This window comes from Sporolactobacillus sp. Y61 (assembly GCF_040529185.1).
Classification (GTDB): Bacteria; Bacillota; Bacilli; order Bacillales; family Sporolactobacillaceae; genus Sporolactobacillus.
Genome location: NZ_CP159510.1, coordinates 509,656 through 530,781, shown reverse-complemented (window position 1 = coordinate 530,781; position 21,126 = coordinate 509,656). Strand labels below are relative to the sequence as shown.

Genomic DNA, 21,126 nt, shown 5'->3' with positions numbered 1-21,126 from the left:
GCGGCACCCGCACACCCGGTCCGCGCGTCTGTCCTTAAAGGATTTCATAGACACACCAGACCATATCCGGCGTCCAGGTCTGTTCAATGCTTTCATCCGGATCCAGCCGGACAATCCGGAGGCTGGTGATCACATAGCGGGCTTTTTCTCTGCGGTACATCTGATAAGCCAGGTACTTGCTGTCTGCATACCGGATCTCACAGTCTGACGCAGTGTCGCCGAGATAGTGCCTGAGCAGAGTTGTCGTTGCCGGATGCGTGCAGGCGATCCCGTTTGAAGCCCCATTCCGACGGACCAGGACAAGCGGATTCAGCGGATGACGGAAACAGGCCACAAGCCTCAGCCCCCTCAGATGGCTGTAATGAAAGTCCGCCCAGTCGATATGATCACGAAAGGATTTGTAGGCGGCGGGCATGATCAGAAAATCGCTGCGGTAATCGGTCAGATGATGCGTAATGTCTTCGAAACAGTCATGCAGGACAATCTGTCCGGCAGTCTGCCTTTTTTTCAGATAATGATAGGCGGCGCTGCTGCTGTCTGTTTCCTCAGGCCCCAGAGTATGAATAATCAAGAGAGAAGGTCCCCCTTAATAGTTTTTCAGTTCATCACAGTAATCATGATACTGGCGCTTCAGTCGCGCCAGGCTGCTTGAATCAAAGGTATCCAGAATGGCTCTGCACAGTTCGATGGCGACAACAGATTCGATGACAAGGGAGGCCGGGACAATCGCCGTGACGTCAGAGCGTTCGATGCTCGCTTTATGTTCCTCTTTCGTATCGATCGACACACTGTGCAGCGGTTTGTACAGTGTCGGGATCGGCTTCATCACGGCGTTAACGATCAGCGGCATACCGTTTGTCATGCCCCCTTCAAATCCGCCGAGGTGATTGCTCTTTCTGTACCAGCCCCGGTCTTCATTCCAGTAGATCGGGTCCATGACCTGACTGCCCGGCCTGGATCCTGCATCAAAACCGGCTCCGAATGAGACCCCTTTCATGGCGTTGATCCCCACCACTGCCGCTGCAATTTTCGCATCCAGTTTCTCATTCCAGCTGGTATAGCTGCCGAGTCCGGCAGGGACATGTTGTGCGACGACCCGGATGATGCCGCCAAGTGTATCTCCTTCTTTTTTTGTCTTGTCGATCAGGTTGTGGATGGGAGCGACTTTTTCCTGATCAACAATCCTCAGATCGTTCTTGCTGATTTCTTCTTCAATCTGTTCAGGGGACAAAAGGTGACCGGTATCCGCTTCAATCGGTCCCACCTGCCGCACGTAGCCGGCAATTTCAATACCCAGCTGATGCAGCAGCTGGATACAGAGCGCACCGATGGCCACCCGCATCGCCGTTTCTCTGGCTGAGGACCGCTCGAGTACATTTCGCAGATCGCGGTGTCCGTATTTCATCCCGCCGACCAGATCGGCATGACCGGGCCTGGGGTTCTTCACTTCCCGCATCGCAACCTCTGGATCAGGCTGTCCGACCGGTTTCATGACTTCGCCCCAGTGTTTGTGGTCGATATTGGCAATTTTCAGCGTAATCGGGGAACCGAGGGTCACGCCATGCCGCATGCCTGATGTGATCCTGACTTCGTCCTTTTCAATTTTCTGCCGGTAGCCGCGGCCATAACCGGTCTGCCTGTCCCGTAATTTACGATTGATCTGCCCGACAGACACATGAAGGCCGGCAGGGAAACCTTCAATCACGCCGGTCAGTTCCGGCCCGTGTGATTCTCCTGCAGTGAAATAGATCATGATAACCTTCCCTTCCTGAATTTAATAAGTAGAAATCAAGCATGACTCGATTGTGTTTTTGCCTTTTCGCCGGCAGCTGAAAGTAATCTTTGTCCGATAATCCAAATCGTAAAGGATACAAGGGCTATAAGGAGGTCCGCCCGCAGAGCCGCGGCGGTACTGATGTTTGACAGCATGCCGGTGAAAATCGGAACGGTGAACGAGGCGAGACTGCCAAAGGAAAAATAAATCCCGGTAACGCGCCCTTTAGCCTGCGGAAACAGGGAAATAAAGATATTCAGTCCGATCTGCATGACACCGCCGGCAGCGGTCACACCGAAAATAAACGAACCGATGCTGACCAGCAGCGGCTGTGTTGAAAAACAGACAATGAACAGGGTCAGAAGGGACAGACCGTTCAATCCGACGATCAGGTTCATATCCTGAATCAGCCTCTTCTTCATTATAGTGAAAATCAGCAGAACCCCGGTGATTGAACCCACGCTGTACAGGGAGAGCATAAAATGGGCGCTCATGTTGCTCATATGCAGGATGTCTGTTCCATAAATCGTAATCCACTGAGTGAACAGGATCATGGCGGCCATAGAGGTGTATCCATAAATAGAAAGGATAATCATTAATCCAATTTTACATCCGGACAGATTCTGCCCGGCAATCAGGTGATGATTGGCTGATTTATCCGGTCTTGACTGTCTGGGAAAAGGCGTCCGCATGATCAGAAGAAAATTGATCACCAGAATAGTACCTGCAAAGATAAAACTCAGTCCGTACCAGCCGCCCAGGTTTTCATTCAGTCCGATAAATATAGGAAGAACAAATTCTCCGACAGACATGGCTGCCTTAATCAGAATATTTGCTGCGCCATTCCGGTTGTCCATTTCCAGAAATGTCGGGTAGGTACCTGAATCAAGAGCGGAATTGGCGACACCGGCAAGAATGGCTAGCAGGTAGGCTACCCTGAAATCCGTCGTGACGATCATACCGATGAAGAAGATAAAGTAGCTCAGCATGCCAAAGTATACAAAATTTTTTCTTCCATAACGGTCTGACAGACTGCCGAGAAGATAATAGGCCAGAAGCCGACCGATACCGACTCCGGAAATGACATACGACACGGTGGCGAGCGGTGTGCCCCATTCGCCGCTCAGGGCTTTCATATTCTGTGTGAGAATGAGCAGCCCGATTCCATGAACAAAGTAATTAAGGTAGAGCGTGAAACTGAGCCTGATTTTATTAGATCGTGACACGTGCGGCTGCACTCCTTCTGAAAAATAAAATAGCCAGTCAGATCAACAGATCCGACTGGCCGGTGATTGCGATTCACGAAAGAAAGAGAGATTACAGATGATGATGGCGGCCAGTCAGATCGGATTTTACGTATCCTGCTGGTTCACCATTATAGCTTCCAGCTTCAGATACAAACGTTTTTACCCGTCCGTATCCGAAGTGGACACGAACGCTATCTAAAGTAATAGAAGCTATAATAGCCGATCTGGCCCTTAAACCACCGTTTCGTCATCATCATGGATCCCTTCGATTGGATTAGATTTCATTTAATCACTTCAGACGGCATTTGTCAATCTCTTATTTAAATTTTATACTCTAAAAGGTATACTAAAGTCTGTAACTATTGACCGGACCTGACCAGACAGATAGAAAAAAATGCATCATGAGCTCAAGATCTGGTGTCATGTTGCCTGAAACAGAGGGGTTAGTATTGTTGAATCACAGATTAATGAAGATCATTTCCGGTGTGTTCCTGGCACTGTTTCTTTTAGGCCTGTCCCTGTTTTTCCTGATTAACGGAAACCCGTCGAAAGAAACGCAGCATAACGCAGCGGCTTCACCAGGTAAAGCGTCCAGTAGTAAGAAACAAGGTTCAGATCAACTGATTGACCGGATTTTTACTCTGGCGGATAAAGGACAGACGCTCCATATCCCTTTTACGGCAGGGAAAACAGGCATCGAGGACGTCAGAGGGGCCTGGGGCAGTCCGGATTCATCAACGAAAACAGATCATGGACAATATGAGGACTATCCGGACCGAAACGGTGTGATCGTGCATCAGAATCAGAGTGTTTATGATATCCGGTCGTATGATCCACAGGTTCGTTCGCTGCGAATCAGTCAGATAAAAAAAAGCAAGGGTCATCCGGATGAGGTGAAATTTTTTAAGCATGAGGGAGCCGATCAGGTCATTCTGATCTACCATCTTCAGGGGCGTGTTGATTTGAAGTGGGTGGCACCGCGCCCGACGGACAGGCAGTCTGACCCGCATATCGACTATCTTTCCGTATATACGGATCCGAACCGTCTCATTGATCCGGAGCGTCCTGAAGCGATCCTTTCAAAAATGAGTCTGGATGAGAAAATCGGACAGATGATTATCGCCGGCGTTTCGGGAACTTCACTCGACGCCAAGACCCGTGGCCTGATCAGGCAAAATAAAATTGGCGGATTCATTTTTTACGCGCCCAACCTGGTCAATCCGGACCAGAGCGTCAAACTATTAAATCAGATCAAAAAGGAAAATGAGGGGAATCGTCTTCCTTTGCTGCTCAGTCTGGATCAGGAAGGCGGTCGGGTGGAGAGACTGCCCGGTCTGGAAAATACATTAGCGGCTCTGAGAATCGGGGCAACCGGACAGCCGCAGCTTGCCCGGCAGAATGCCTCCATCATTGGACTGGCGGATAAATCTTTTGGATTCAATCTTGATTTTGCCCCGGTTGTCGATGTCAACAGCAATCCTGACAATCCAGTCATTGGAGATCGCTCGTTCAGTAGTGACCCGCAGACGGCTGCGGCATTCGGTACTCAGGCGGTGAAAGGTCTGATGGATCAGAAAGTGATTCCGGTGATCAAGCATTTCCCGGGTCATGGGGATACCTCTGTTGATTCACACCTTGCCCTGCCTGTCGTAAATAAAAATATGTCCGAACTGAAACAGCTGGAACTGATTCCTTTTGAACAGGCGATAAAAGATGGGGCGGACGTCGTCATGGTGGCACACATCCTGCTTCCGAAACTGGATAAAACCTATCCTGCTTCTATGTCCGATCGGGTGATGACAGATCTTCTCAGAAATCAGCTTCACTTTAATGGCGTGATTGTGACTGATGATATGACAATGAAAGCCATAACGAATCAGTATTCACTCGGGCCGGCGGCGGTCCAGTCTGTGAAAGCAGGAGCCGATCTTGTTCTTGTCGGTCATGATTATACACAGGCGAGAGAAGCGATATCTGCGATAAAAGCAGCTGTGCAGAATGGAGAAATTTCTGAAGAACGACTCAACGCCAGCGTTACACGGATCATTAAATTAAAGAAAAAGTATCAGCTGACTGACGAAATGACAGGGAACGTACCGCTTGATGAACTGAACCGGGAAATTCGCGATTTTAATCGAAACCTCAAGCATTAAAGTGAAACGTCAATCAGTGGGGGTTCTCAGGCGCACAGGACGTGCCCGTGCAGGCGTTCCGACAGGACCTCCTCTTTTTTAGTCTGCGTCATCATCACTGATTGTTCGTTGAACCCATCGAGCGGCTGCGGGCAGTAGTCCCCCACCCGGGGTCAGTTCGTTTACCCTCATGACTTTGAGGTGGGAGTCTTACTGCCCGTTCAAGTGGGTAAAGGTATAGAGTGACCTGTGAATTTAACGAAAAACTGTTTAAAGAAGGTATTGTGTTGCAAACGCATCAGAGTCAACCCGGTCCACTGAAAATGAATCAAAGTCTGACCTACTTTTCCATTTCCATCTTTTTTAATGCCCTTGGAAATGCCCTGACGGTCGCCCTGAATCTTGGAAGTGCTTTATGGACAGCTTCCTCGGTCAACATCACCCAGTGGACAGGCATTCACCTGGATATCATCCTCTTTTTAACCGGTGCCGCCGTCGTCGTTATCAATACCCTGATCGTTGGAAAAATAGACTGGCACCGGATCATTGGCAACATCATTTTCATGTTTCCGTTCAGTTTCCTGGTGGATGCATTCAGCTATGTTCTAGTGAATCTGGGGATCATGCACCTGCCCCTGCTGCTTCGCATTGTCCTGGATCTGGCAGGGATCTGCCTCATCGCAGCAGGCATCTCCATTTACCAGCGGGTTAATCTGGTGCTGCATCCCTGTGATGATCTGATGCAGATTATTCGATTTAAGTACTTTAAAGGCAGCGCCGCTATAGCCCAGCTTGTGACGTTTATGCCGCCGGTACTTATCATTCTCCTCAGCTGGGCCATAACCGGAAAGATTTACGCCATCAATATCGGTACCGTTTTCGCCCTGCTGTTTCAGGGCGCACTGGTTGGCCTTTTTGACAGAACAATTTTCCCTTCCCTGAAACACCAGCATCTGTCCACTGATGCGTCACATATACGGAACTGAGAAGGCATCATCCGGTTTCTAAAAAAGCGGTTATTCGCCTGACAGCGGGTAGATTGGTTTCATATGCCCGCGCAGACGTTATTGTGAAACAAATGCTGCAAACGCCAAAGCGCATGATCTGGATGATAGATGATGTTTTGCTGCCGGCGATTAAGTTTTCAATGTTCACTATTCGGCCGATTGACCGGCTCCGTCACATGATTCATTCTTTTCTTTCAATCCGCGGAGAAAGGCAGACAGAATCCACTTTAATGATTTTTCCTGATCATAATGCATATTGAATCCATGGTGAAGCTGCAGGCTGGTGAATCCATGAATGATGCTGCGCAGTCCCCGAACCGCATGAACACGATCTTCCTCACTCAAAGCGTAACCTTCCAGAATGTGAAACAAAAAGGCCAGCAGACGGTCTGAATGTTTTTTAAAATCGGCATCAGATGGGTCAGGGGCCTCAATGATTGCCCAATAAAGATTCGGATGGGTTTTAATAAAAGTGAGATAAGCATCTGAGATCGCAAAGAGTGCGTCGTCCCGTGCTTTGCCCATTGCAGACCGGATCAGAGCCTCGGAAAATTGAGCGAGACTGAAGCTTGCCAGCCGGTTCTTCAGATCGCTCATGTTTTTTATATGATTGTAAAGAGACGGGGTCTTAATATGGAGCTGGTCAGCGAGAGCCGTGAGTGTCAGGTTGTGCAGCCCATCTTCCTCAACCTGCCTTGCTGCCTGCTCAATGATTTGCTGCAGGGTTAATCCTTTATGCATGGTCCATCATCCCCAGCTTCTGTTCTGCCTGAGTCAGGGCACGGGCCATTGCCTGTTCAGGATATTCAAGGACATTCCCGTGGCCGACAGCTAAATACCGCGGCTTTAACTGACTCAGTTTTCTGGCACTGACGCAGGCGGCTTTTTTGTTCCAGGTAGCAAGTGCCGGAAAAGGAAAAAGCGGTCGGATCTGGCCGCTTACCGCGATACCTGCACGGGTTTGAAAAGCATCACCGGCAAACAGAGCGCCGCTTCGTTTATCGAAAAGAGCCATGTGACCGGGAGTATGACCGGGACATGAAACGACCTGCAGAGATCCGATCGTATCCCCGTCCTGTACGAGTTGATCCGGTATCGTCTTCACACCCTTTGGGATCCCGCCGCGAATCGGCATCTGCGGTTCATCCGGATCCAGATCTGTTTTGCCCGCCAGGAGCCGGGCGTCGCGTCTGGATACAATCACGGCAGCATCCCTGAATTTCTGTTTTACGACATCAAGTGCACCGACGTGATCACTGTGCGGATGGGTCAGGACAATGCGTGTAATGGGTTTACCGAGTTGCTCTGCAGCCTGAACGATACCCCGGGAACTAAAAGGAAGGGCGCAGTCAATCAAAGTCAGTGCTTCTTCATCTTCAACCAGATAACTGTTCACGGGAAACCAGGATGGGAAAAAGGTGAGCTGGTGAAAGAGATCAAATGTTAACAGGCGCATGTATGAACCCCCTAAACTAATACTATTAGTATTATAGCTAATGATATTAGTTTTGTCACACGTTTTGAAAAAAAAGATACAAAGTGAGGCCCCGCTGTTCCCGGTTTCGGAACCGTACGTCTTCCAGAAGGGAAAGAGAACCGTTATACTAAAGAAAAGTTCATCTTACAGAAAATTGAAACGAATTGAGGGAAGCGTATGGAGATCAAGACAGTTGCCATCATCGGGCTGGGGGCACTCGGGATAATGTATGGGAAGCGTTTCGTGGACCACCTGGGAAGAGATGCTGTACGGATTGTTGCCGATACCCGCCGCATTGAACGCTACAAAAGGGAGGGTGTGTACTGCAACGGCGAGGCCTGTGATTTTCACTATGTGGATGCAGGCGAGCAGGTGGAACCGGCTGATCTGCTGATTTTCACGGTCAAATATACCGGGTTAAAGCAGGCTATCGAGTCTGCAAGAAATCAGGTCGGGCCGCGTACGATCCTGATCTCATTTTTGAACGGAATCAGCAGTGAGCAGATGATCGGTGAAGCATTTGGTTTTAACCGGCTGCTCTACTGTATTGTTGCCGGCATGGATGCATCGAAAATCGGTAATAAACTGACCTGGACAAAAATCGGTTTTGTCAGTTTCGGTGAGAAGGACGATACGCGTACGGAAAAGACGGCTGCACTTCAGCGCCTGTTTGAGAAAGCGGAAATTCCCTGTGAAATTCCGAAGCATATCCTGCACAAAATGTGGAGCAAGCTGATGGTGAATACGGGAGTGAACCAGTCAACCGCAGTTTTCAAAACCAATTATGGCGGCATTCAGGTTCCGGGCAGACCCCGCGAGACGGTGATTGCGGCCATGAAAGAAGTGATCCGCGTAGCTCAGGCAGAAGGGGTGCCATTGCGTGAGGAGGAAATTGATGGTTGGCTGAAAATTAATGATACGCTGAATCCGGAGGGGATGCCGTCTATGCGTCAGGATACGCTGCAGCATCGCCCGACCGAAGTTGATCTGTTTGCGGGAACGATTCGCAGACTCGGCAGGAGGCATGGGATCCCGACACCGGTAAACGATTTTCTTTACACGCGTCTGCGTGAGATTGAAGAAAGTTATTCATAAATCAGCGGATCCTGGCCGCGTCATATTTTTTTACCAAAGGGAGGCAATTTTTTCGTGTATGAGAAACTGGCAGAAGCAATTAGCCGGCTGAATGAACGTGAGAGCAAGTGGATGCTGCTGCACCTGTTTCAGGAGGCGGCAGTTGCCGAACAGGTTCCGGATGAGCAGCGGCTGGCCAGACGGATGCGCCGAATGTATGAAGATCTGATCTGTCTGCAGCCGGAACAGCCGCTGACGGAGGCTGCTTTGAATCACTGGCATATTGTCTTCGGCGATTCGGCGGCCGGGAGTCTGAAATTCGGGCTGAGCAGTATGAAGGCCTGGCGCAGGCAAGTGGTTACCGTATCCACAGACCTCTCAGTCGGACCGTTAATCCGATTGAACGACGCGCACGGTTTGCACCGGCGGACGACATGGATGAAGGAAAATTTTAACGGCTATTTTTTTGATGAGGACAGTAACGCAGCACTGATCGATCAGCTGAATGCGATCAGAGCCATTCCTGAACAGGTGCCGGTCACCATTTGGGCATCGGACAATGCCTGGGAGCAGTGCGGACTTTGTCTCGTTGTCTGTCTGCTGTGCAGCCGGACAAATCCGATTCAAGCCATCAATCCTTCTGACTTTGAAAAAAAGAGGCTTGAGATGTTCGGTGAAGGAACAATCACCGCGTACAGCGGCCAGCTGGCTCCGGAAACCCTGGCGATGCTGTATAAAAAAAGGTACAAGATCCGCCACTGACCGTTAATGAGCGGAACCGGCTGGAAAACGAATGGCTGCGTCTGTCCCGCGCACCCTCCGAACTGAGGATCTGGGTGGACGGGCGGGTGCAGCCCGCCGCACCGGACTATTTTGATGCGGAGATCCTGCGACTGGCACGCCGGCTTTCCAGACAGCCGGAACACCGAAACGGCTTTCTCTGCATGCGTCTGATTGGTGAAGCCATTGGCGAGTTGCAGGAGAAGCAGTGGGTCAGCGATGTATTTATATTCTGGCGCATTAGAAAACTGATTGAAGCAGGAAAATTGACGACAGGAGCGCCTCCCGGTCAGATCTTGCACGCCCGATTAACGGTACACAAAAACTAAGTGCCGGACCTCACGCCTCAACGTACGTGCAGGTCCGGCAAAGATCAGGCAGTTGACAGGCGGGCGGGTTATCCCGTCAGTACCGGATCAGCCCCTGTGCTTTCAGGGTTTCTAACATGTTCTTTTTGCTTTCTGACTGGGTTCCGGAGACCGCCTTTGCGATCTGATTGGTGAACGTATCCACACGGCGGTTCGCATCACGCAGGTCGTAGTACTGGTTGACTTCATGGTCGTAGTCCTTTAACGCGTCGAGAGGTTTCGTCATCGAATGGTATTCATTTTCAAAATAAACAGCTTCCTCAGGCAGGCGTGGTTTGAGCTGCGGTGATTGATTCGGATAGCCGGTCGCGACACCAAATGCGGGGAACGTCAGCTTCGGCAGTTTCAATAAATCAATGACGGACCGGGGGTCATTCAGAATACTGCCCAGGTATACGGCGCCGAGTCCCAGACTTTCAGCCGCGGTGACGAGGTTCTGCGCGGCGACAACTGTATCACTGAAGGCGCGGAAGAAAAAATCGGTTGAGCCGAGTACATCTGTTTTCTGTCCCTTTGCTTCAGCAATAACCGCGTTGCGGTGCATATCAATGATGAAAACGAACAGTCCATCGGCTTCGGCTATGTAGTGCTGGTTGCCGATCCGGGCAAGGGCCCTTTTCTTAGCCGGATCAGTGACGCGTATGATCGAGTATTGCTGAAAAAAGTTACTTGTTGAGGCATGCTGTGCGGCGCGAACCATCAGATCGATATAGTCAGACGGGATCTTCTGACCGGTAAAACTGCGTATGCTGCGGTGGTTTAAAAGGTTATGGATTGTGTCATTCATTTCAGGCCAGGCTCCTTATATAAAGTAAGTAGTTAATTTAATTATAGCACGTGCAGGGGGGATGAGAGTGCTTGAAAAGAATCCGAAGCTATGCTATCTTGTATAACAAGGATGTTGGACAAGCATTTTTTATTTACCCATCTATATTGCAATACAAGTCAGTTTTCCCTCATGAGGTGAGCGTTGTGTCGTCGAGCCAGATGCTTAAAGGAATTTTAGAAGGATGCCTGCTGGCCATAATAGCGAAAGGTGAGATTTATGGCTATGAAATGATGGAAAAGCTGAGTGATTACGGGTTCACCATGGTCCGTGAGGGAAGCATTTACCCTTTATTGATCCGCATGCGTAGAGAGGGTCTGGTTAAAACCCACTCGAAAAGACTGCCCTCGGGAGGACCACAGCGGAAATATTACACCTTAACCGATACAGGGAAGAAGGAACTGGATGTGTTCAAAAAAAGCTGGCGTCAGATATCCAGTAGCGTGAATCATGTGCTGGAGGAGGAAAAATGAAAATGGAGGAACTGTCTGAAGAAAGCCGTGAATTTCTGAAGAATCTGCGACTTTATTTATTATCGAGCGGGAAAAAAGAGACGGAAATTGAAGATATTGTCGGTGAACTGGAAGATCATTTGTCTGAAGCGGAAAAAGATGGAAAAAGTGTGGAGATGATTATCGGGAGGACCCCCAAAGCCTATATGGATCAGTTAGCCGGAGAGATGTCCTTTGATCCCCGAAATCTGCTGGTCTACGGACCGATGATTCTGCTGGGAGTGATTTGCTTCGATATACTCAATAAGGCAGCGGATGGCATATTTTCCTGGTCGTTACTTGAAATAACAGGAAATCTCCTGATCACCCTTCTTGGACTTATTCTGATCATTCTTCTGTTTAAGTATGTTGCCAGTCGTCAGATGTCAAAGATCAGGGAACACCTTTTTTTTACGGCTGCAGCCTGACCCCGATCGTTCTCTTTGTCGGGCTGACCTATCTTGATCGGGCTGTTGATTCTCCTGTCATACATCTGGGTACAGCGGGGCAGATCACTTCTGTCACTCTGGCCTGCTTATTCCTGATCAGTGTCGCTATCTGGGCGAAAACATGGGTCTCTGTTCTCATGCCGGCCTTTCTCATCGTTCCGGAACTCCTTCTCAATCAAACGGATATGGATGCAGCAACAAAAAGCGTGCTGAGTCTGCTCATCACTTTTTCCGGCATTGGCATTTATCTCTATATCGTGATGCGCAGCGAGAGGAAGAAAGCACAGGCAAAACAGAGTCAGATCTGAAGACCATCTCTTCAGTCTCGTCACCCGTTTCAGTCAGGATGGATGACAGCAGGTAGGCAAGAATTTTTTTCGGATGTGAATGATGTTATCATATCTCTATATGCTGTATTTTTATGACGGATATGATGGCACGAAATAGGGTGTAAGCGTAAAATCTGGTTCAGAGGTGACAGGTAGTGAAAATTGATGTTCTGCAGCATATTTCCTTTGAGAAACCGGCGGCAATCAGTGAGTGGGCAAGTGACAGGGGACATGAATTACGTATTCATAAACTTTACGGGCGGGACCCTGTTCCCCGGCCGGAGGGCATTCAGTTTCTGATTCTCCTTGGCGGGCCGATGAGCGCTAACGATAAAGAAAGCTGGCTTGAGGAAGAGCGCCGGCTGATCCGCAGCGTGATTTCCCGGGGCACTCCGGTTTTCGGCGTATGTCTCGGTGCGCAGCAGATTGCGAAGGCATTAGGGGCAGCGGTGACTCCGGGACCGAAAGAAGTCGGATGGCATCCGGTACAGGCGACGTCTGGCACCGGGTCTTTTATTCCGGATCACCTGACTGCATTCCACTGGCACGGGGAGCAGTTCGCCATACCTGATCAGGCTGAACGGCTGTTCAGCAGCGCGGCCTGCAGGAATCAGGGCTTTGTCTTTCGGCAGCGTGTGATCGGCCTGCAGTTTCATCTGGAAACCACACCGGAGAGTGTCCGTCTCCTGCTTACCCATGACGGGGATTATATCGATTCATCCCGCTATGTGCAAAGCGCTGAAGAGATTGAAAACTTTCCCGTTCCTGAAGAAAATCGAGTGGTCTTATTTCATTTTCTTGATGACTTAGTGAGTCACGTCAGCTGACGCTACAGGAACACCGCTGAAGCATTGATTTCCCCGGACAGGCAGATACTACAGGCCGAGGGGGTGAAAGCTTTGGCTAAAGATGTACTCTGTGAAGTGAATAACTGCTCCTATTGGGAGACAGAAAATAAATGTTCAGCAGACGCCATTTACGTGGTCAGTCATAAAGGCAGACAGGCGAAACGAACCGAAGAGACAGATTGCAAAACTTTTGAGCCTGAAAAATAAAGTGAAACTTCACGCAGCGGGGGGGCATCCCCCACCTGGTGAAGTTCGCTTACCCTCATCACCCTGAGAGGGTACTGCCGTTTATGCTGGATAAAGAACAGCAATAGGCAAATTTGTATTAGGTACGTGAGAAAGCGGAGGCCCGTTCCCTCCGCTTTTTCTTGTGCCGCAGTGACGTTTCCTTCGATAAACATGTTAAAATAAAAAAAAACAGGGAGGGCTGCCCATGTAGCAGGCTTTGCCTGATATTGATGCTCAGCGGGCATTGATTGACGGTGATGATCAGGAACCCGGCGTTTACGAAAAAGGCCAGCCGGCGTCAGAGACTTGGCTTCGTCAAGTCAATGAAAGTGGTGCGTGTTAATCGGGATATAACAATAGCCTCATCCTGGTGTGACCTGAATGAGCAGACTTACTAAAGATTTGGAGTGATGACGTTTCTTATGGGTAAAAAACTTTTGTTTCTGTTTGCCGCTTTTGCCGCCCTGTATTTTATCTCAGGATGCTCAAATGAGCATGCGGCTGTGGCAGGTCAGGCAGGTCATGATACCCGTTCAACCCCGCCGATTGTCATTGCACACCGCGGAGCTTCAGGCTATGCACCAGAGCACACCATTCCGGCTTATCGCATGGCTGAAAAGATGGATACAGATTACATAGAAATTGATCTGCAGATGACAAAGGACAGGCAGCTTATCGCCATGCACGATGATAAAGTGGATCGGACGACAAATGGAACCGGTTCTGTAAAGGAACTGACTCTCGATCAAATTAAGTCACTGGATGCCGGATCATGGTTTAATCAAAAGTTTCCAGGTGAAGCGGATTCGGGGAATCATGATTTATCCATACCCACTTTACAGGAAGTGATTCAAACCTTCGGAAAACAGGCAAACTATTATATTGAAACGAAGAAACCAGCCGAATATCCGGGAATGGAAGATGAGCTGCTCAAAGTTCTGAAAAAAAATCATTTAATCCATTCGGGTGCGGAGAACAGAAAAGTGATTATTGAATCCTTCAGTGCCGACAGTCTGAAACGTCTTAATGACCGATATCCGCAACTCTTTTTAGTTCAGCTGGGTTATCCGGAAAAAATGGATCTTCCGGCTATTTCCCGATATGCAGATGCCGTTGGTCCGGATTATCAGGGAGTGACAGAAAGTTTTGTCCGTAAAGCTCATGAGGAGCAACTGCAAGTGCACCCGTGGACAGTCAATTCAGTTTCAGATATGAAAAGACTGACAGGGTTTGGTGTCGATGGTATGTTTACAAATTATCCGGATAAGGCCGATGACATAACACAGAGCCCATAATGGCCCTGCTTTTTTTTTACTCATAATTTATGAAACGAAATGTAAACACATCTTAACTGTATTTTTATAATAATCAAAATTAGATTTACAGACAATTCATACGAGATGAGTAGAATGGGAATCGAACAGAAGATGCGCAGATGAAAGTTCATTGAACGAAAATCTGTTTCTGTTATCTGTATGAGTCATAAAAAACTGACCGGGGTGTCAGCAACCATCTTGATGAAAGGGGACGAAGCATGAAGCAGGTACAGCTGGTAAATGTCAGTAAATCGTATGACGGAAAAACCAATGTCATTCACCATATTGATGTCGACGTCGAAAATGGTGAATTTTTTGTTTTGGTCGGACCGTCAGGGTGCGGGAAAAGTACAATGCTCCGAATGATTGCCGGTTTGGAAAACATCACTTCAGGTGACATTCTGATAGGGGGGCAGCCTGCGAATCACCTGCCTCCAAGTAAACGTCATCTTTCCATGGTATTTCAGAACTATGCCCTGTACCCGCATCTGAACGTTGAGCAGAACATCACTTTTGGTTTGTACACTAAAAAAATTTCAAAAGCGGAACAGAATAAACGTTGTCAGGAAGCCGCTGATATGCTTGGACTGGATCAATTACTTAAACGTAAACCACGTCAACTATCCGGTGGTCAGAGACAACGCGTTGCTTTAGCCAGATCGATTGTCACCCACTCACCAATATGTCTCATGGATGAACCGTTATCGAATTTAGATGCTAAACTTCGGGCAAAGATGCGTTCCGAAATCCGTCAGATCCAGAGAAAGTTAAACATGACTTTAATCTATGTCACGCATGATCAGACAGAAGCGATGACCATGGCCGATCGTATGATGATTCTTAATGAAGGGCATGTACAGCAGATCGGAAAACCGCTGGATGTTTATAATCGACCGGGCAACAGGTTTGTTGCTTCATTCATCGGAACGCCTCCAATGAATCTGCTGGATATTGAAATCAGCGGAAATTCAGTTATATTTGATGCACATCGGAAAATGACGGTCAGTGATGTAATCAGAAAACAGCTGAACAATCACCAGATTACGATTGGGATTCGTGCAGAAAAAATACATCTTGCACAAGAGAACAGGGTAACTTTTGTTGTTGAAGTGATCAATGTTGAAGTGCTGGGAACCGACACGCTGATCACGTTCAATATCAAAGATACACAATGGACAGCTAAATGGAGCGGACAATGGTCGGTACGTGTCGGGGAACATATCCCTGTTTATCTGGATGAAAAAGATCTGTTTTTGTTTGACCGTGAAACAGGTCAGCTCATTTATCACCAGGAAGATCAGATGGAACAGCATGATGTAAAGGCGGCGTTACAATGAGCGCCATGCCGAGAGTCCCCATCCAGACAAAGCATGTGAAAGTGGTCGGAAGTAAATGGCAATTAGCAGAAGGCTTGCTTTATCTTCTGCCTTCCATTCTTCTGCTCGCAGTTTTTACCTTTTATCCGATGATTCGCGCCTTATACATGAGCCTGTTCAACACGGATTCGCAGGGTAACCCGCTCACATTTTCCGGATTTGCCAATTACACAGCATTATTTGGATCAGAGCGATTCTGGAACAGTATGAAGGTAACCGGATATTTTGTTCTGCTGACTGTTCCGACCAGTGTGATTCTTGCACTTTTTCTCGCTTTACTGGCAAATGAGAAATTAAAGGGGATCGGATTTTTCAGGACCATTTTTTCTTCGACCATGGGCATGAGTGTGGGAGCTTCCGCCATTATATGGATGTTTATGTATAACCCATCCATGGGTTTATTCAACCGACTGCTTAATCTATTTGGGCTTGAAGATGTTCAGTGGCTTCTTGAACCCAATATTGCCATATATGCAGTCGCTATAGTAACCATCTGGATGCATACCGGTTTTTCGTTTTTAATCCTTCTTGGCGGGTTACAGAACATTGACGACAAACTTTACGAGAGTGCCCGGATTGCCGGCGTCAGCTACTGGTATTCACTGCGGAAGATCACCTTGCCCATGCTGTCACCTACTCTGTTTTTCGTGTCAACCGTTCAGCTGATCAATGCTTTTCAGACATTCGGACAGATCGATATTTTGACTGCAGGAGGACCCCTCGAATCAACAAATGTTATCGTGTACTCTCTGTACAAGGATGCATTCATTAACTATAAGTTTGGACCGGCCAGTGCGCAGGCTGTTATCCTTTTTTTCCTGGTTCTCATTGTTACGGTGATCCAGTTCAGGATTGGTGAGAAGAAGGTGCATTATCAATGAGTAAAGCAAAAAAAACGGGACTCTACATTTTACTTACCGTTAGTGGCTTTTTGATGATCTTTCCCATTCTGTATGCCTTTCTCATCAGCTTTATGCAGGGGGGAGAGGTTCTTCAGGGGAAAATCATTCCTTCTTCTTTTTCACTGGAAAACTACAGCGCAGCGTTTGAAAGAACGCCACTGTTTCTATATATCGGGAACACTTTTCTGGTGTCCTTAATGGTCATGGCTGGAGAATTGGCACTGGCCAGTCTGGCAGCGTTCGCTTTCGTTTTCATCAGATTCAAAGGACGGGAACTGCTCTTTTTCCTTTTTATCTCAACGATGATGATTCCCGGTGAATCAACAGTTATCCCAAATTTTCTGACCGTCCAGCAGCTGGGATGGATCAATTCATTTACGGCATTAACTGTTCCTTTTATGGCCTCAGCTTTTGGAACTTTTTTGCTGCGTCAGCAGTTTAAAACCATACCTTATGAGCTTTATGAAGCAACAAGAGTTGCCGGAATAAGCCGGTTTCGGTTTTTTTGGAATATTGTTCTGCCGATCTCACGGACGACATTATTTACATTTGGTATTTACAGCTTTCTGACAACGTGGAATATGTATCTGTGGCCTTTACTGGTAACAAACGATGAATCCGTCAGAACCGTCCAGATCGGGTTAAAACAAATGCAGGCCCAGGAGTTGTCTACTGACTGGGGCGTAGTTATGGCTGCTGTCATCGTTGTGATTATTCCAACTCTCTTATTGCTGTTTTTTGGCCAGAAGCAACTGAGAAAAGGATTAACACAGGGCGCAATTAAATAACGAAAATCATATGGGAGTGTTTTATCAAATGAAAAAGTTCTTTCTTTTTTTTGCGGCTATTATGTTGATTGTCCTGTCAGCATGTTCTAATTCCTCAGGGTCAAATAGTGGATCAGGTAAAGTTGAGGTCACTTTCTGGCATTCCATGAGCGGTCCACTTCAGGAAACGGTCAAGAAGATTGCTGATGAATACAACAAATCCCAGGATAAAGTGCACGTGACACCTACGTATCAGGGTACATATGAGGATGCCCTGACTAAGTTCAACGCCGTTGCAGGGACAAAAGATGCACCAACCATCATGCAAACCTTCGAAATCGGTACAAAGCATATGATCGATAGTGGCAAAATTCAGCCTGTTCAGAAATTTATTGATGAAGAAAACTATGATACTTCTCAGTGGGAGAAAAATATCTCAAATTACTATACGGTTGATGGAAAACAATACTCCATGCCGTTTAATTCTTCAACCCCGATTCTGGTCTATAACAAAGATGCCTTTAAGAAAGCAGGGCTTGATCCGGAAAAACCGCCGATGACATACAGTGAACTGAAGGACGCGGCAAAGAAACTGACAACCGGTGATCAGAAAGGTTTTGCCATATTAAATTATGGCTGGTTCTTCGAACAACTGTTGGCTGAACAGGGCGGCATGTATGTCGATAATGAAAATGGACGTAAAGGTGATGCTAAAAAAGTTGCCTTCAATGATGAAAAAGGCCTTAAAGTTTTTCAGCTGATCAGTGACATGAATAAAGCCGGAACCATATATAATGTTGGGACAAACTGGGATAATATGCGGGCATCTTTTCAATCCGGTAAAATAGTGATGTTTCTGGATTCTTCAGCAGGTGTAAAAAATCTTGTTGAGGACTCTCCTTTTGAAGTCGGCGCATCTTACCTCCCGGTTCCGGATGGTGTTGATCGTCAGGGTGTGATTATTGGTGGTGCATCAGTCTGGATGTCGAGTGGCATTGATGAAGATAAACAGAAGGCTGCCTGGGATTTTATGAAGTATTTATCAACGCCGGAAGTTCAGGCGAAATGGCATGTCGAATCGGGTTACTTTGCGACCAATCCCGGCGCTTATAATGAAGAAGTCGTTAAACAGGAATGGGGAAAATACCCGCAACTGAAAGTAACTGTCGAACAGCTTCACAATACAAAAGCTTCGACAGCTACTCAGGGTGCCCTGATTTCTGTCTTCCCGGAGGCCAGACAGAATATTGTTACAGCTATGGAGAGCCTGTACCAGGGTGTGGATCCGAAAAAGGCTCTGGATAAAGCAGCAGAAGAGACAAATAAGGCACTTGAACAATCAAAATAATCAGGACAGACAGGCTTGAATAATACAGTAATCAATCGAGTCAGAGGAGGCTACTCCCCTGACTCGATTGATTTTTAACTGATCAATGTTTGATCCTTCTATTTGACATAATCTGTGATCAGCCGCGGGTTGAAGGCACATGTCTGGTGAAGCCGTGTTCAGTCAGCTGCCTGCTTCAGCAGTTGAATCAGTTCTTCTCGATTTGCCGGGCACAATAAGCCGGCGTGCCATTCTGAAAACGATAGCCTTCGTGCAATGCTCCGGCATCATAGACGTCAAAGCCGATGGCATTCAGCAAGTCGGTCACGTCCTTTTTTGCTGCGGCACTGTCACCGGCAATCGGCAACGCCCGACGCTGCGGATCCCCGTTCGGCTTTCCGGTTGTGACAATTTCACCGGCAATGATTGAATTAAAGGCTTTAACAACGTGAGCTTCGGGAAAGTGCTTGGCCGTCAGTTCGCTCGTTGTCGTCGAGTTACTGTCGAGTGACGCAATCCGGCCGTCGCGTCCCGGGTAGTAATTCATGGTATCGATCAGCGTTTTTCCGGCTGTTCCGTCAGTTGGAAGTTTCGGCAGGGCATAGAGGGGAACGGTGACAACAACCATGTCTCCTTCGCGTGCCGCCTGTTCAGCAGTCGCCGCTTCAGCTTTCGGGCCGAGTTTCCGAATGAGTCCCTTCAGCGTTTCCGGACCACGGGAATTCGACATCACAACCGAATAGCCGGCGCGGATTGCACTTGTTGCGACGGCCTGTCCGATATTTCCACTTCCGATAAATCCGATTTTCATTGGACGTTACCCCCTTTTTGAATTCAGCTACAGTCTAGCATGCCCCTCCGGCTGTGTCTATTCATGGGCATTGTTCACGGAGATCGCTTTTTCACGTCCTGTACCCATGCGCGCAACATCTGTTTTGGGTCTGGCAGCCATTTTTCAGCCGGAGAAAAAGCGGCAGGCGGCGGCATTTGTCCGATCAATGCCGCTCCGGATTCTGCTCTTCAGCACAGGGCTGATGCACATGCTTCGCTCTCTCTGTTATCCGGGTCTATAATAGATCGTAAAGTATGGTAAGGAGCGGGTGATTATTGTGAAGGCTGTTGTCGTTTCTGATTTTGGTGATCCGGGTGTTTTGAAGTATGTCGACAGGAAGCTGCCTGAAATTGGACCGGGGCAGGTACTGATCCGTGTGGCAGCAACAAGTGTCAATTTTGCGGATATCATGTCCCGGCAGGGGAGATACCATTCCGGCGCTAAACCGCCCTTTATTCCAGGGCTCGACGCTACCGGTGTCATTGAAAAAACGGGTGCAGAGGTTCAGCATCTCAGACCCGGTCAGCGTGTCATTGCCCTCTTGAAACAGGGTTCTTACTCTGAATATGTGACAGCGGATCAGGATCTGACATTTCCGATCCCGGACCACATGGACTTTGAACAAGCGGCGGCCTGTCCGACGGTTTCATTCACATCGTACAAGCTTCTAGCCGATGTCGCCCGCCTTTCCCCGGGTGAAACGGTGCTGATTCATGCGGCTGCAGGCGGGATTGGGACGACGGCTGTCCAGCTGGCGAAAATTCTCGGGGCCGGGCAGGTTATTGGGACGGTCGGCAGTGACGGGAAAAAACAGATTGTCCGTGATGCAGGTGCGGACGCCGTGATTAACTACCGGAAGGAAGATTTTGCTGAAGAAGTCAACTTGTTAACCGGAAGCAAAGGCGCTGACGTGATTCTCGACTCCGTCTCGGGCGAAGTGGCTGAGAAGAGTCTCACATGCCTTGCCATGTACGGCCGTCTGGTGAATTTTGGAAATGCAGGCGGCAAGGCCGGCCATTTCAAAACGACGGATCTTCATGCCAGCTGCCGCGCCGTACTGGGTTTCAGCCTGGGTACGACAATCAGAAACCGACCGGATGCGCTCCGTGATGCGGCGGATCATCTTTTTCACTATTTTGAGGAGGGCCGTCTGAACATGAAAATCGGCCGTCATTATCCACTGAAAGAAGCGGCCAAGGCGCAGGAATGGATGGAAAGTCGGCAGAGTACAGGCAAGATTTTGCTTGATGTACAGAATTAAAGTGGCCTCTGGTATGGGCTTTTGATCGAAACGTGACATCATTCATGGACTGCCCGGATTGACAACAGCACTTTTTTCTGATTTAATAAAACCACAAAGTCAAGGGAGTTTTCACTGATGAAAAGTCAGAGCAGGCATGAACTCCAATTAAAAAACTATTATTACTGCTTTCGTCTCTTTCGTTAGTGTTTGCATTCGAATCAGCGGGTGCAAACACTTCTTTACCGGTTTGCATCCATGCGAAAGGCCGAAAGTGGTCTGGCGAAACACGTAAAAACAGCCACATGGATGATTCAATAGTCCGTGTGGTTTTTT

Annotated in this window: 24 protein-coding genes; 17 read left to right on the top strand and 7 right to left on the bottom strand. The window is 48.2% G+C overall.

All coding sequences use genetic code 11. The annotated features are described in order from the left end of the window. Nucleotides 1-34: 34 nt before the first annotated feature. From ABNN70_RS02585 to ABNN70_RS02575, 3 genes are read right to left on the bottom strand one after another with little or no spacing between them, the layout of a single operon-like run. Nucleotides 35-571: a hypothetical protein gene (locus ABNN70_RS02585; protein ID WP_353948679.1), complete on the bottom strand. Its 537-nt coding sequence runs from the start codon at nt 569-571 to the stop codon at nt 35-37. 15 nt (nt 572-586) lie between these two features. Beyond that, nucleotides 587-1,753, bottom strand: a complete 1,167-nt coding sequence (gene aroC, locus ABNN70_RS02580) for a chorismate synthase (RefSeq protein WP_353948678.1) — start codon at nt 1,751-1,753, stop codon at nt 587-589. A gap of 35 nt (nt 1,754-1,788) precedes the next feature. Next, nucleotides 1,789-3,000: an MFS transporter gene (locus ABNN70_RS02575; protein WP_353948677.1), complete on the bottom strand. Its 1,212-nt coding sequence runs from the start codon at nt 2,998-3,000 to the stop codon at nt 1,789-1,791. Nucleotides 3,001-3,473: 473 nt separating this feature from the next. On the opposite strand from ABNN70_RS02575, the gene nagZ reads away from it, so the two are divergent. Together nagZ and ABNN70_RS02565 are read left to right on the top strand one after the other, a co-directional pair. Continuing rightward, complete coding sequence (gene nagZ, locus ABNN70_RS02570; RefSeq protein WP_353948676.1) at nt 3,474-5,174, top strand: beta-N-acetylhexosaminidase; 1,701 nt, start codon at nt 3,474-3,476, stop codon at nt 5,172-5,174. Between the two features lie 266 nt (nt 5,175-5,440). Next, a complete protein-coding gene (locus ABNN70_RS02565; RefSeq protein ID WP_353948675.1) occupies nt 5,441-6,139 on the top strand; it encodes a hypothetical protein in 699 nt (232 codons plus the stop codon). A gap of 168 nt (nt 6,140-6,307) precedes the next feature. Here the strand turns inward: ABNN70_RS02565 and ABNN70_RS02560 are convergent, their stop codons facing one another. Then, the gene (locus ABNN70_RS02560) at nt 6,308-6,901 is read right to left on the bottom strand and encodes a WHG domain-containing protein (RefSeq protein WP_353948674.1); all 594 of its coding nucleotides are present in this window, start codon (nt 6,899-6,901) and stop codon (nt 6,308-6,310) included. Continuing rightward, on the bottom strand, nt 6,894-7,616 hold the full coding sequence (locus ABNN70_RS02555; protein WP_353948673.1) for an MBL fold metallo-hydrolase: 723 nt from the start codon (nt 7,614-7,616) through the stop codon (nt 6,894-6,896). Before ABNN70_RS02555 ends, ABNN70_RS02560 begins: the two co-directional genes overlap by 8 nt. Nucleotides 7,617-7,814: 198 nt before the next feature. Between ABNN70_RS02555 and ABNN70_RS02550 the strand changes: the two genes are divergently transcribed. Genes ABNN70_RS02550 through ABNN70_RS02540 form a run of 3 tightly spaced genes read left to right on the top strand, consistent with a single transcriptional unit; the run spans nt 7,815 to nt 9,820 of the window. Continuing rightward, complete coding sequence (locus ABNN70_RS02550) at nt 7,815-8,732, top strand: ketopantoate reductase family protein (protein ID WP_353948672.1); 918 nt, start codon at nt 7,815-7,817, stop codon at nt 8,730-8,732. 54 nt (nt 8,733-8,786) lie between these two features. Continuing rightward, nucleotides 8,787-9,473 (top strand): DUF1835 domain-containing protein, encoded by a 687-nt coding sequence (locus tag ABNN70_RS02545; protein ID WP_353948671.1) that lies wholly within the window; start codon nt 8,787-8,789, stop codon nt 9,471-9,473. After that, nucleotides 9,470-9,820 (top strand): DUF3658 domain-containing protein, encoded by a 351-nt coding sequence (locus ABNN70_RS02540; protein WP_353949361.1) that lies wholly within the window; start codon nt 9,470-9,472, stop codon nt 9,818-9,820. Before ABNN70_RS02545 ends, ABNN70_RS02540 begins: the two co-directional genes overlap by 4 nt. A gap of 76 nt (nt 9,821-9,896) precedes the next feature. On the opposite strand, the gene ABNN70_RS02535 is transcribed toward ABNN70_RS02540, so the two are convergent. Next, a complete protein-coding gene (locus ABNN70_RS02535) occupies nt 9,897-10,646 on the bottom strand; it encodes an NADPH-dependent oxidoreductase (RefSeq protein ID WP_353948670.1) in 750 nt (249 codons plus the stop codon). Nucleotides 10,647-10,831: 185 nt separating this feature from the next. On the opposite strand from ABNN70_RS02535, the gene ABNN70_RS02530 reads away from it, so the two are divergent. From ABNN70_RS02530 to ABNN70_RS02485, 10 genes are all read left to right on the top strand, one after another. Continuing rightward, nucleotides 10,832-11,158, top strand: coding sequence for a PadR family transcriptional regulator (locus ABNN70_RS02530; RefSeq protein WP_353948669.1), 327 nt, complete (start codon nt 10,832-10,834; stop codon nt 11,156-11,158). 2 nt (nt 11,159-11,160) lie between these two features. Further along, nucleotides 11,161-11,604, top strand: a complete 444-nt coding sequence (locus ABNN70_RS02525; RefSeq protein WP_353948668.1) for a hypothetical protein — start codon at nt 11,161-11,163, stop codon at nt 11,602-11,604. A 158-nt stretch (nt 11,605-11,762) separates the two neighbouring features. Then, nucleotides 11,763-11,933, top strand: coding sequence for a hypothetical protein (locus ABNN70_RS02520; protein ID WP_353948667.1), 171 nt, complete (start codon nt 11,763-11,765; stop codon nt 11,931-11,933). Between the two features lie 176 nt (nt 11,934-12,109). Then, complete coding sequence (locus ABNN70_RS02515) at nt 12,110-12,781, top strand: type 1 glutamine amidotransferase (protein ID WP_353948666.1); 672 nt, start codon at nt 12,110-12,112, stop codon at nt 12,779-12,781. A 72-nt stretch (nt 12,782-12,853) separates the two neighbouring features. After that, complete coding sequence (locus ABNN70_RS02510; RefSeq protein ID WP_353948665.1) at nt 12,854-13,009, top strand: DUF1540 domain-containing protein; 156 nt, start codon at nt 12,854-12,856, stop codon at nt 13,007-13,009. 443 nt (nt 13,010-13,452) lie between these two features. Next, a complete protein-coding gene (locus ABNN70_RS02505; RefSeq protein WP_353948664.1) occupies nt 13,453-14,325 on the top strand; it encodes a glycerophosphodiester phosphodiesterase in 873 nt (290 codons plus the stop codon). Between the two features lie 239 nt (nt 14,326-14,564). Further along, nucleotides 14,565-15,683 (top strand): sn-glycerol-3-phosphate ABC transporter ATP-binding protein UgpC, encoded by a 1,119-nt coding sequence (gene ugpC, locus ABNN70_RS02500; protein ID WP_353948663.1) that lies wholly within the window; start codon nt 14,565-14,567, stop codon nt 15,681-15,683. After that, nucleotides 15,680-16,603 carry a sugar ABC transporter permease gene (locus ABNN70_RS02495; protein WP_353948662.1) on the top strand — a complete coding sequence of 308 codons (924 nt, stop codon included), beginning with the start codon at nt 15,680-15,682 and terminating at the stop codon, nt 16,601-16,603. The genes ugpC and ABNN70_RS02495 overlap by 4 nt, the downstream gene beginning before the upstream one ends. Further along, nucleotides 16,600-17,412, top strand: coding sequence for a carbohydrate ABC transporter permease (locus ABNN70_RS02490; RefSeq protein WP_353948661.1), 813 nt, complete (start codon nt 16,600-16,602; stop codon nt 17,410-17,412). Before ABNN70_RS02495 ends, ABNN70_RS02490 begins: the two co-directional genes overlap by 4 nt. 28 nt (nt 17,413-17,440) lie before the next feature. After that, entirely contained in the window at nt 17,441-18,739 is a 1,299-nt protein-coding gene (locus ABNN70_RS02485) for an ABC transporter substrate-binding protein (RefSeq protein ID WP_353948660.1), read from the top strand. A 187-nt stretch (nt 18,740-18,926) separates the two neighbouring features. Here ABNN70_RS02485 and ABNN70_RS02480 read toward each other — a convergent pair whose 3' ends face one another. Continuing rightward, on the bottom strand, nt 18,927-19,529 hold the full coding sequence (locus tag ABNN70_RS02480) for an NAD(P)-binding domain-containing protein (protein WP_353948659.1): 603 nt from the start codon (nt 19,527-19,529) through the stop codon (nt 18,927-18,929). Nucleotides 19,530-19,592: 63 nt separating this feature from the next. On the opposite strand from ABNN70_RS02480, the gene ABNN70_RS02475 reads away from it, so the two are divergent. Together ABNN70_RS02475 and ABNN70_RS02470 are read left to right on the top strand one after the other, a co-directional pair. Further along, entirely contained in the window at nt 19,593-19,811 is a 219-nt protein-coding gene (locus ABNN70_RS02475) for a hypothetical protein (RefSeq protein ID WP_353948658.1), read from the top strand. 16 nt (nt 19,812-19,827) lie between these two features. Next, nucleotides 19,828-20,811, top strand: coding sequence for an NAD(P)H-quinone oxidoreductase (locus ABNN70_RS02470; RefSeq protein WP_353949360.1), 984 nt, complete (start codon nt 19,828-19,830; stop codon nt 20,809-20,811). Nucleotides 20,812-21,126 lie beyond the last annotated feature (315 nt).

Bases quoted from the DNA above. Each gene is read 5' to 3' on its own strand.
- aroC (WP_353948678.1), bottom strand. From the start codon at position 1,753: ATGATCTATTTCACTGCAGGAGAATCACACGGGCCGGAACTGACCGGC.
- ABNN70_RS02560 (WP_353948674.1), bottom strand. From the start codon at position 6,901: ATGCATAAAGGATTAACCCTGCAGCAAATCATTGAGCAGGCAGCAAGG.
- ABNN70_RS02555 (WP_353948673.1), bottom strand. From the start codon at position 7,616: ATGCGCCTGTTAACATTTGATCTCTTTCACCAGCTCACCTTTTTCCCA.
- ABNN70_RS02550 (WP_353948672.1), top strand. From the start codon at position 7,815: ATGGAGATCAAGACAGTTGCCATCATCGGGCTGGGGGCACTCGGGATA.
- ABNN70_RS02535 (WP_353948670.1), bottom strand. From the start codon at position 10,646: ATGAATGACACAATCCATAACCTTTTAAACCACCGCAGCATACGCAGT.
- ABNN70_RS02525 (WP_353948668.1), top strand. From the start codon at position 11,161: ATGGAGGAACTGTCTGAAGAAAGCCGTGAATTTCTGAAGAATCTGCGA.
- ABNN70_RS02520 (WP_353948667.1), top strand. From the start codon at position 11,763: ATGCCGGCCTTTCTCATCGTTCCGGAACTCCTTCTCAATCAAACGGAT.
- ABNN70_RS02505 (WP_353948664.1), top strand. From the start codon at position 13,453: ATGGGTAAAAAACTTTTGTTTCTGTTTGCCGCTTTTGCCGCCCTGTAT.
- ugpC (WP_353948663.1), top strand. From the start codon at position 14,565: ATGAAGCAGGTACAGCTGGTAAATGTCAGTAAATCGTATGACGGAAAA.
- ABNN70_RS02495 (WP_353948662.1), top strand. From the start codon at position 15,680: ATGAGCGCCATGCCGAGAGTCCCCATCCAGACAAAGCATGTGAAAGTG.
- ABNN70_RS02490 (WP_353948661.1), top strand. From the start codon at position 16,600: ATGAGTAAAGCAAAAAAAACGGGACTCTACATTTTACTTACCGTTAGT.
- ABNN70_RS02485 (WP_353948660.1), top strand. From the start codon at position 17,441: ATGAAAAAGTTCTTTCTTTTTTTTGCGGCTATTATGTTGATTGTCCTG.
- ABNN70_RS02480 (WP_353948659.1), bottom strand. From the start codon at position 19,529: ATGAAAATCGGATTTATCGGAAGTGGAAATATCGGACAGGCCGTCGCA.
- ABNN70_RS02475 (WP_353948658.1), top strand. From the start codon at position 19,593: ATGGGCATTGTTCACGGAGATCGCTTTTTCACGTCCTGTACCCATGCG.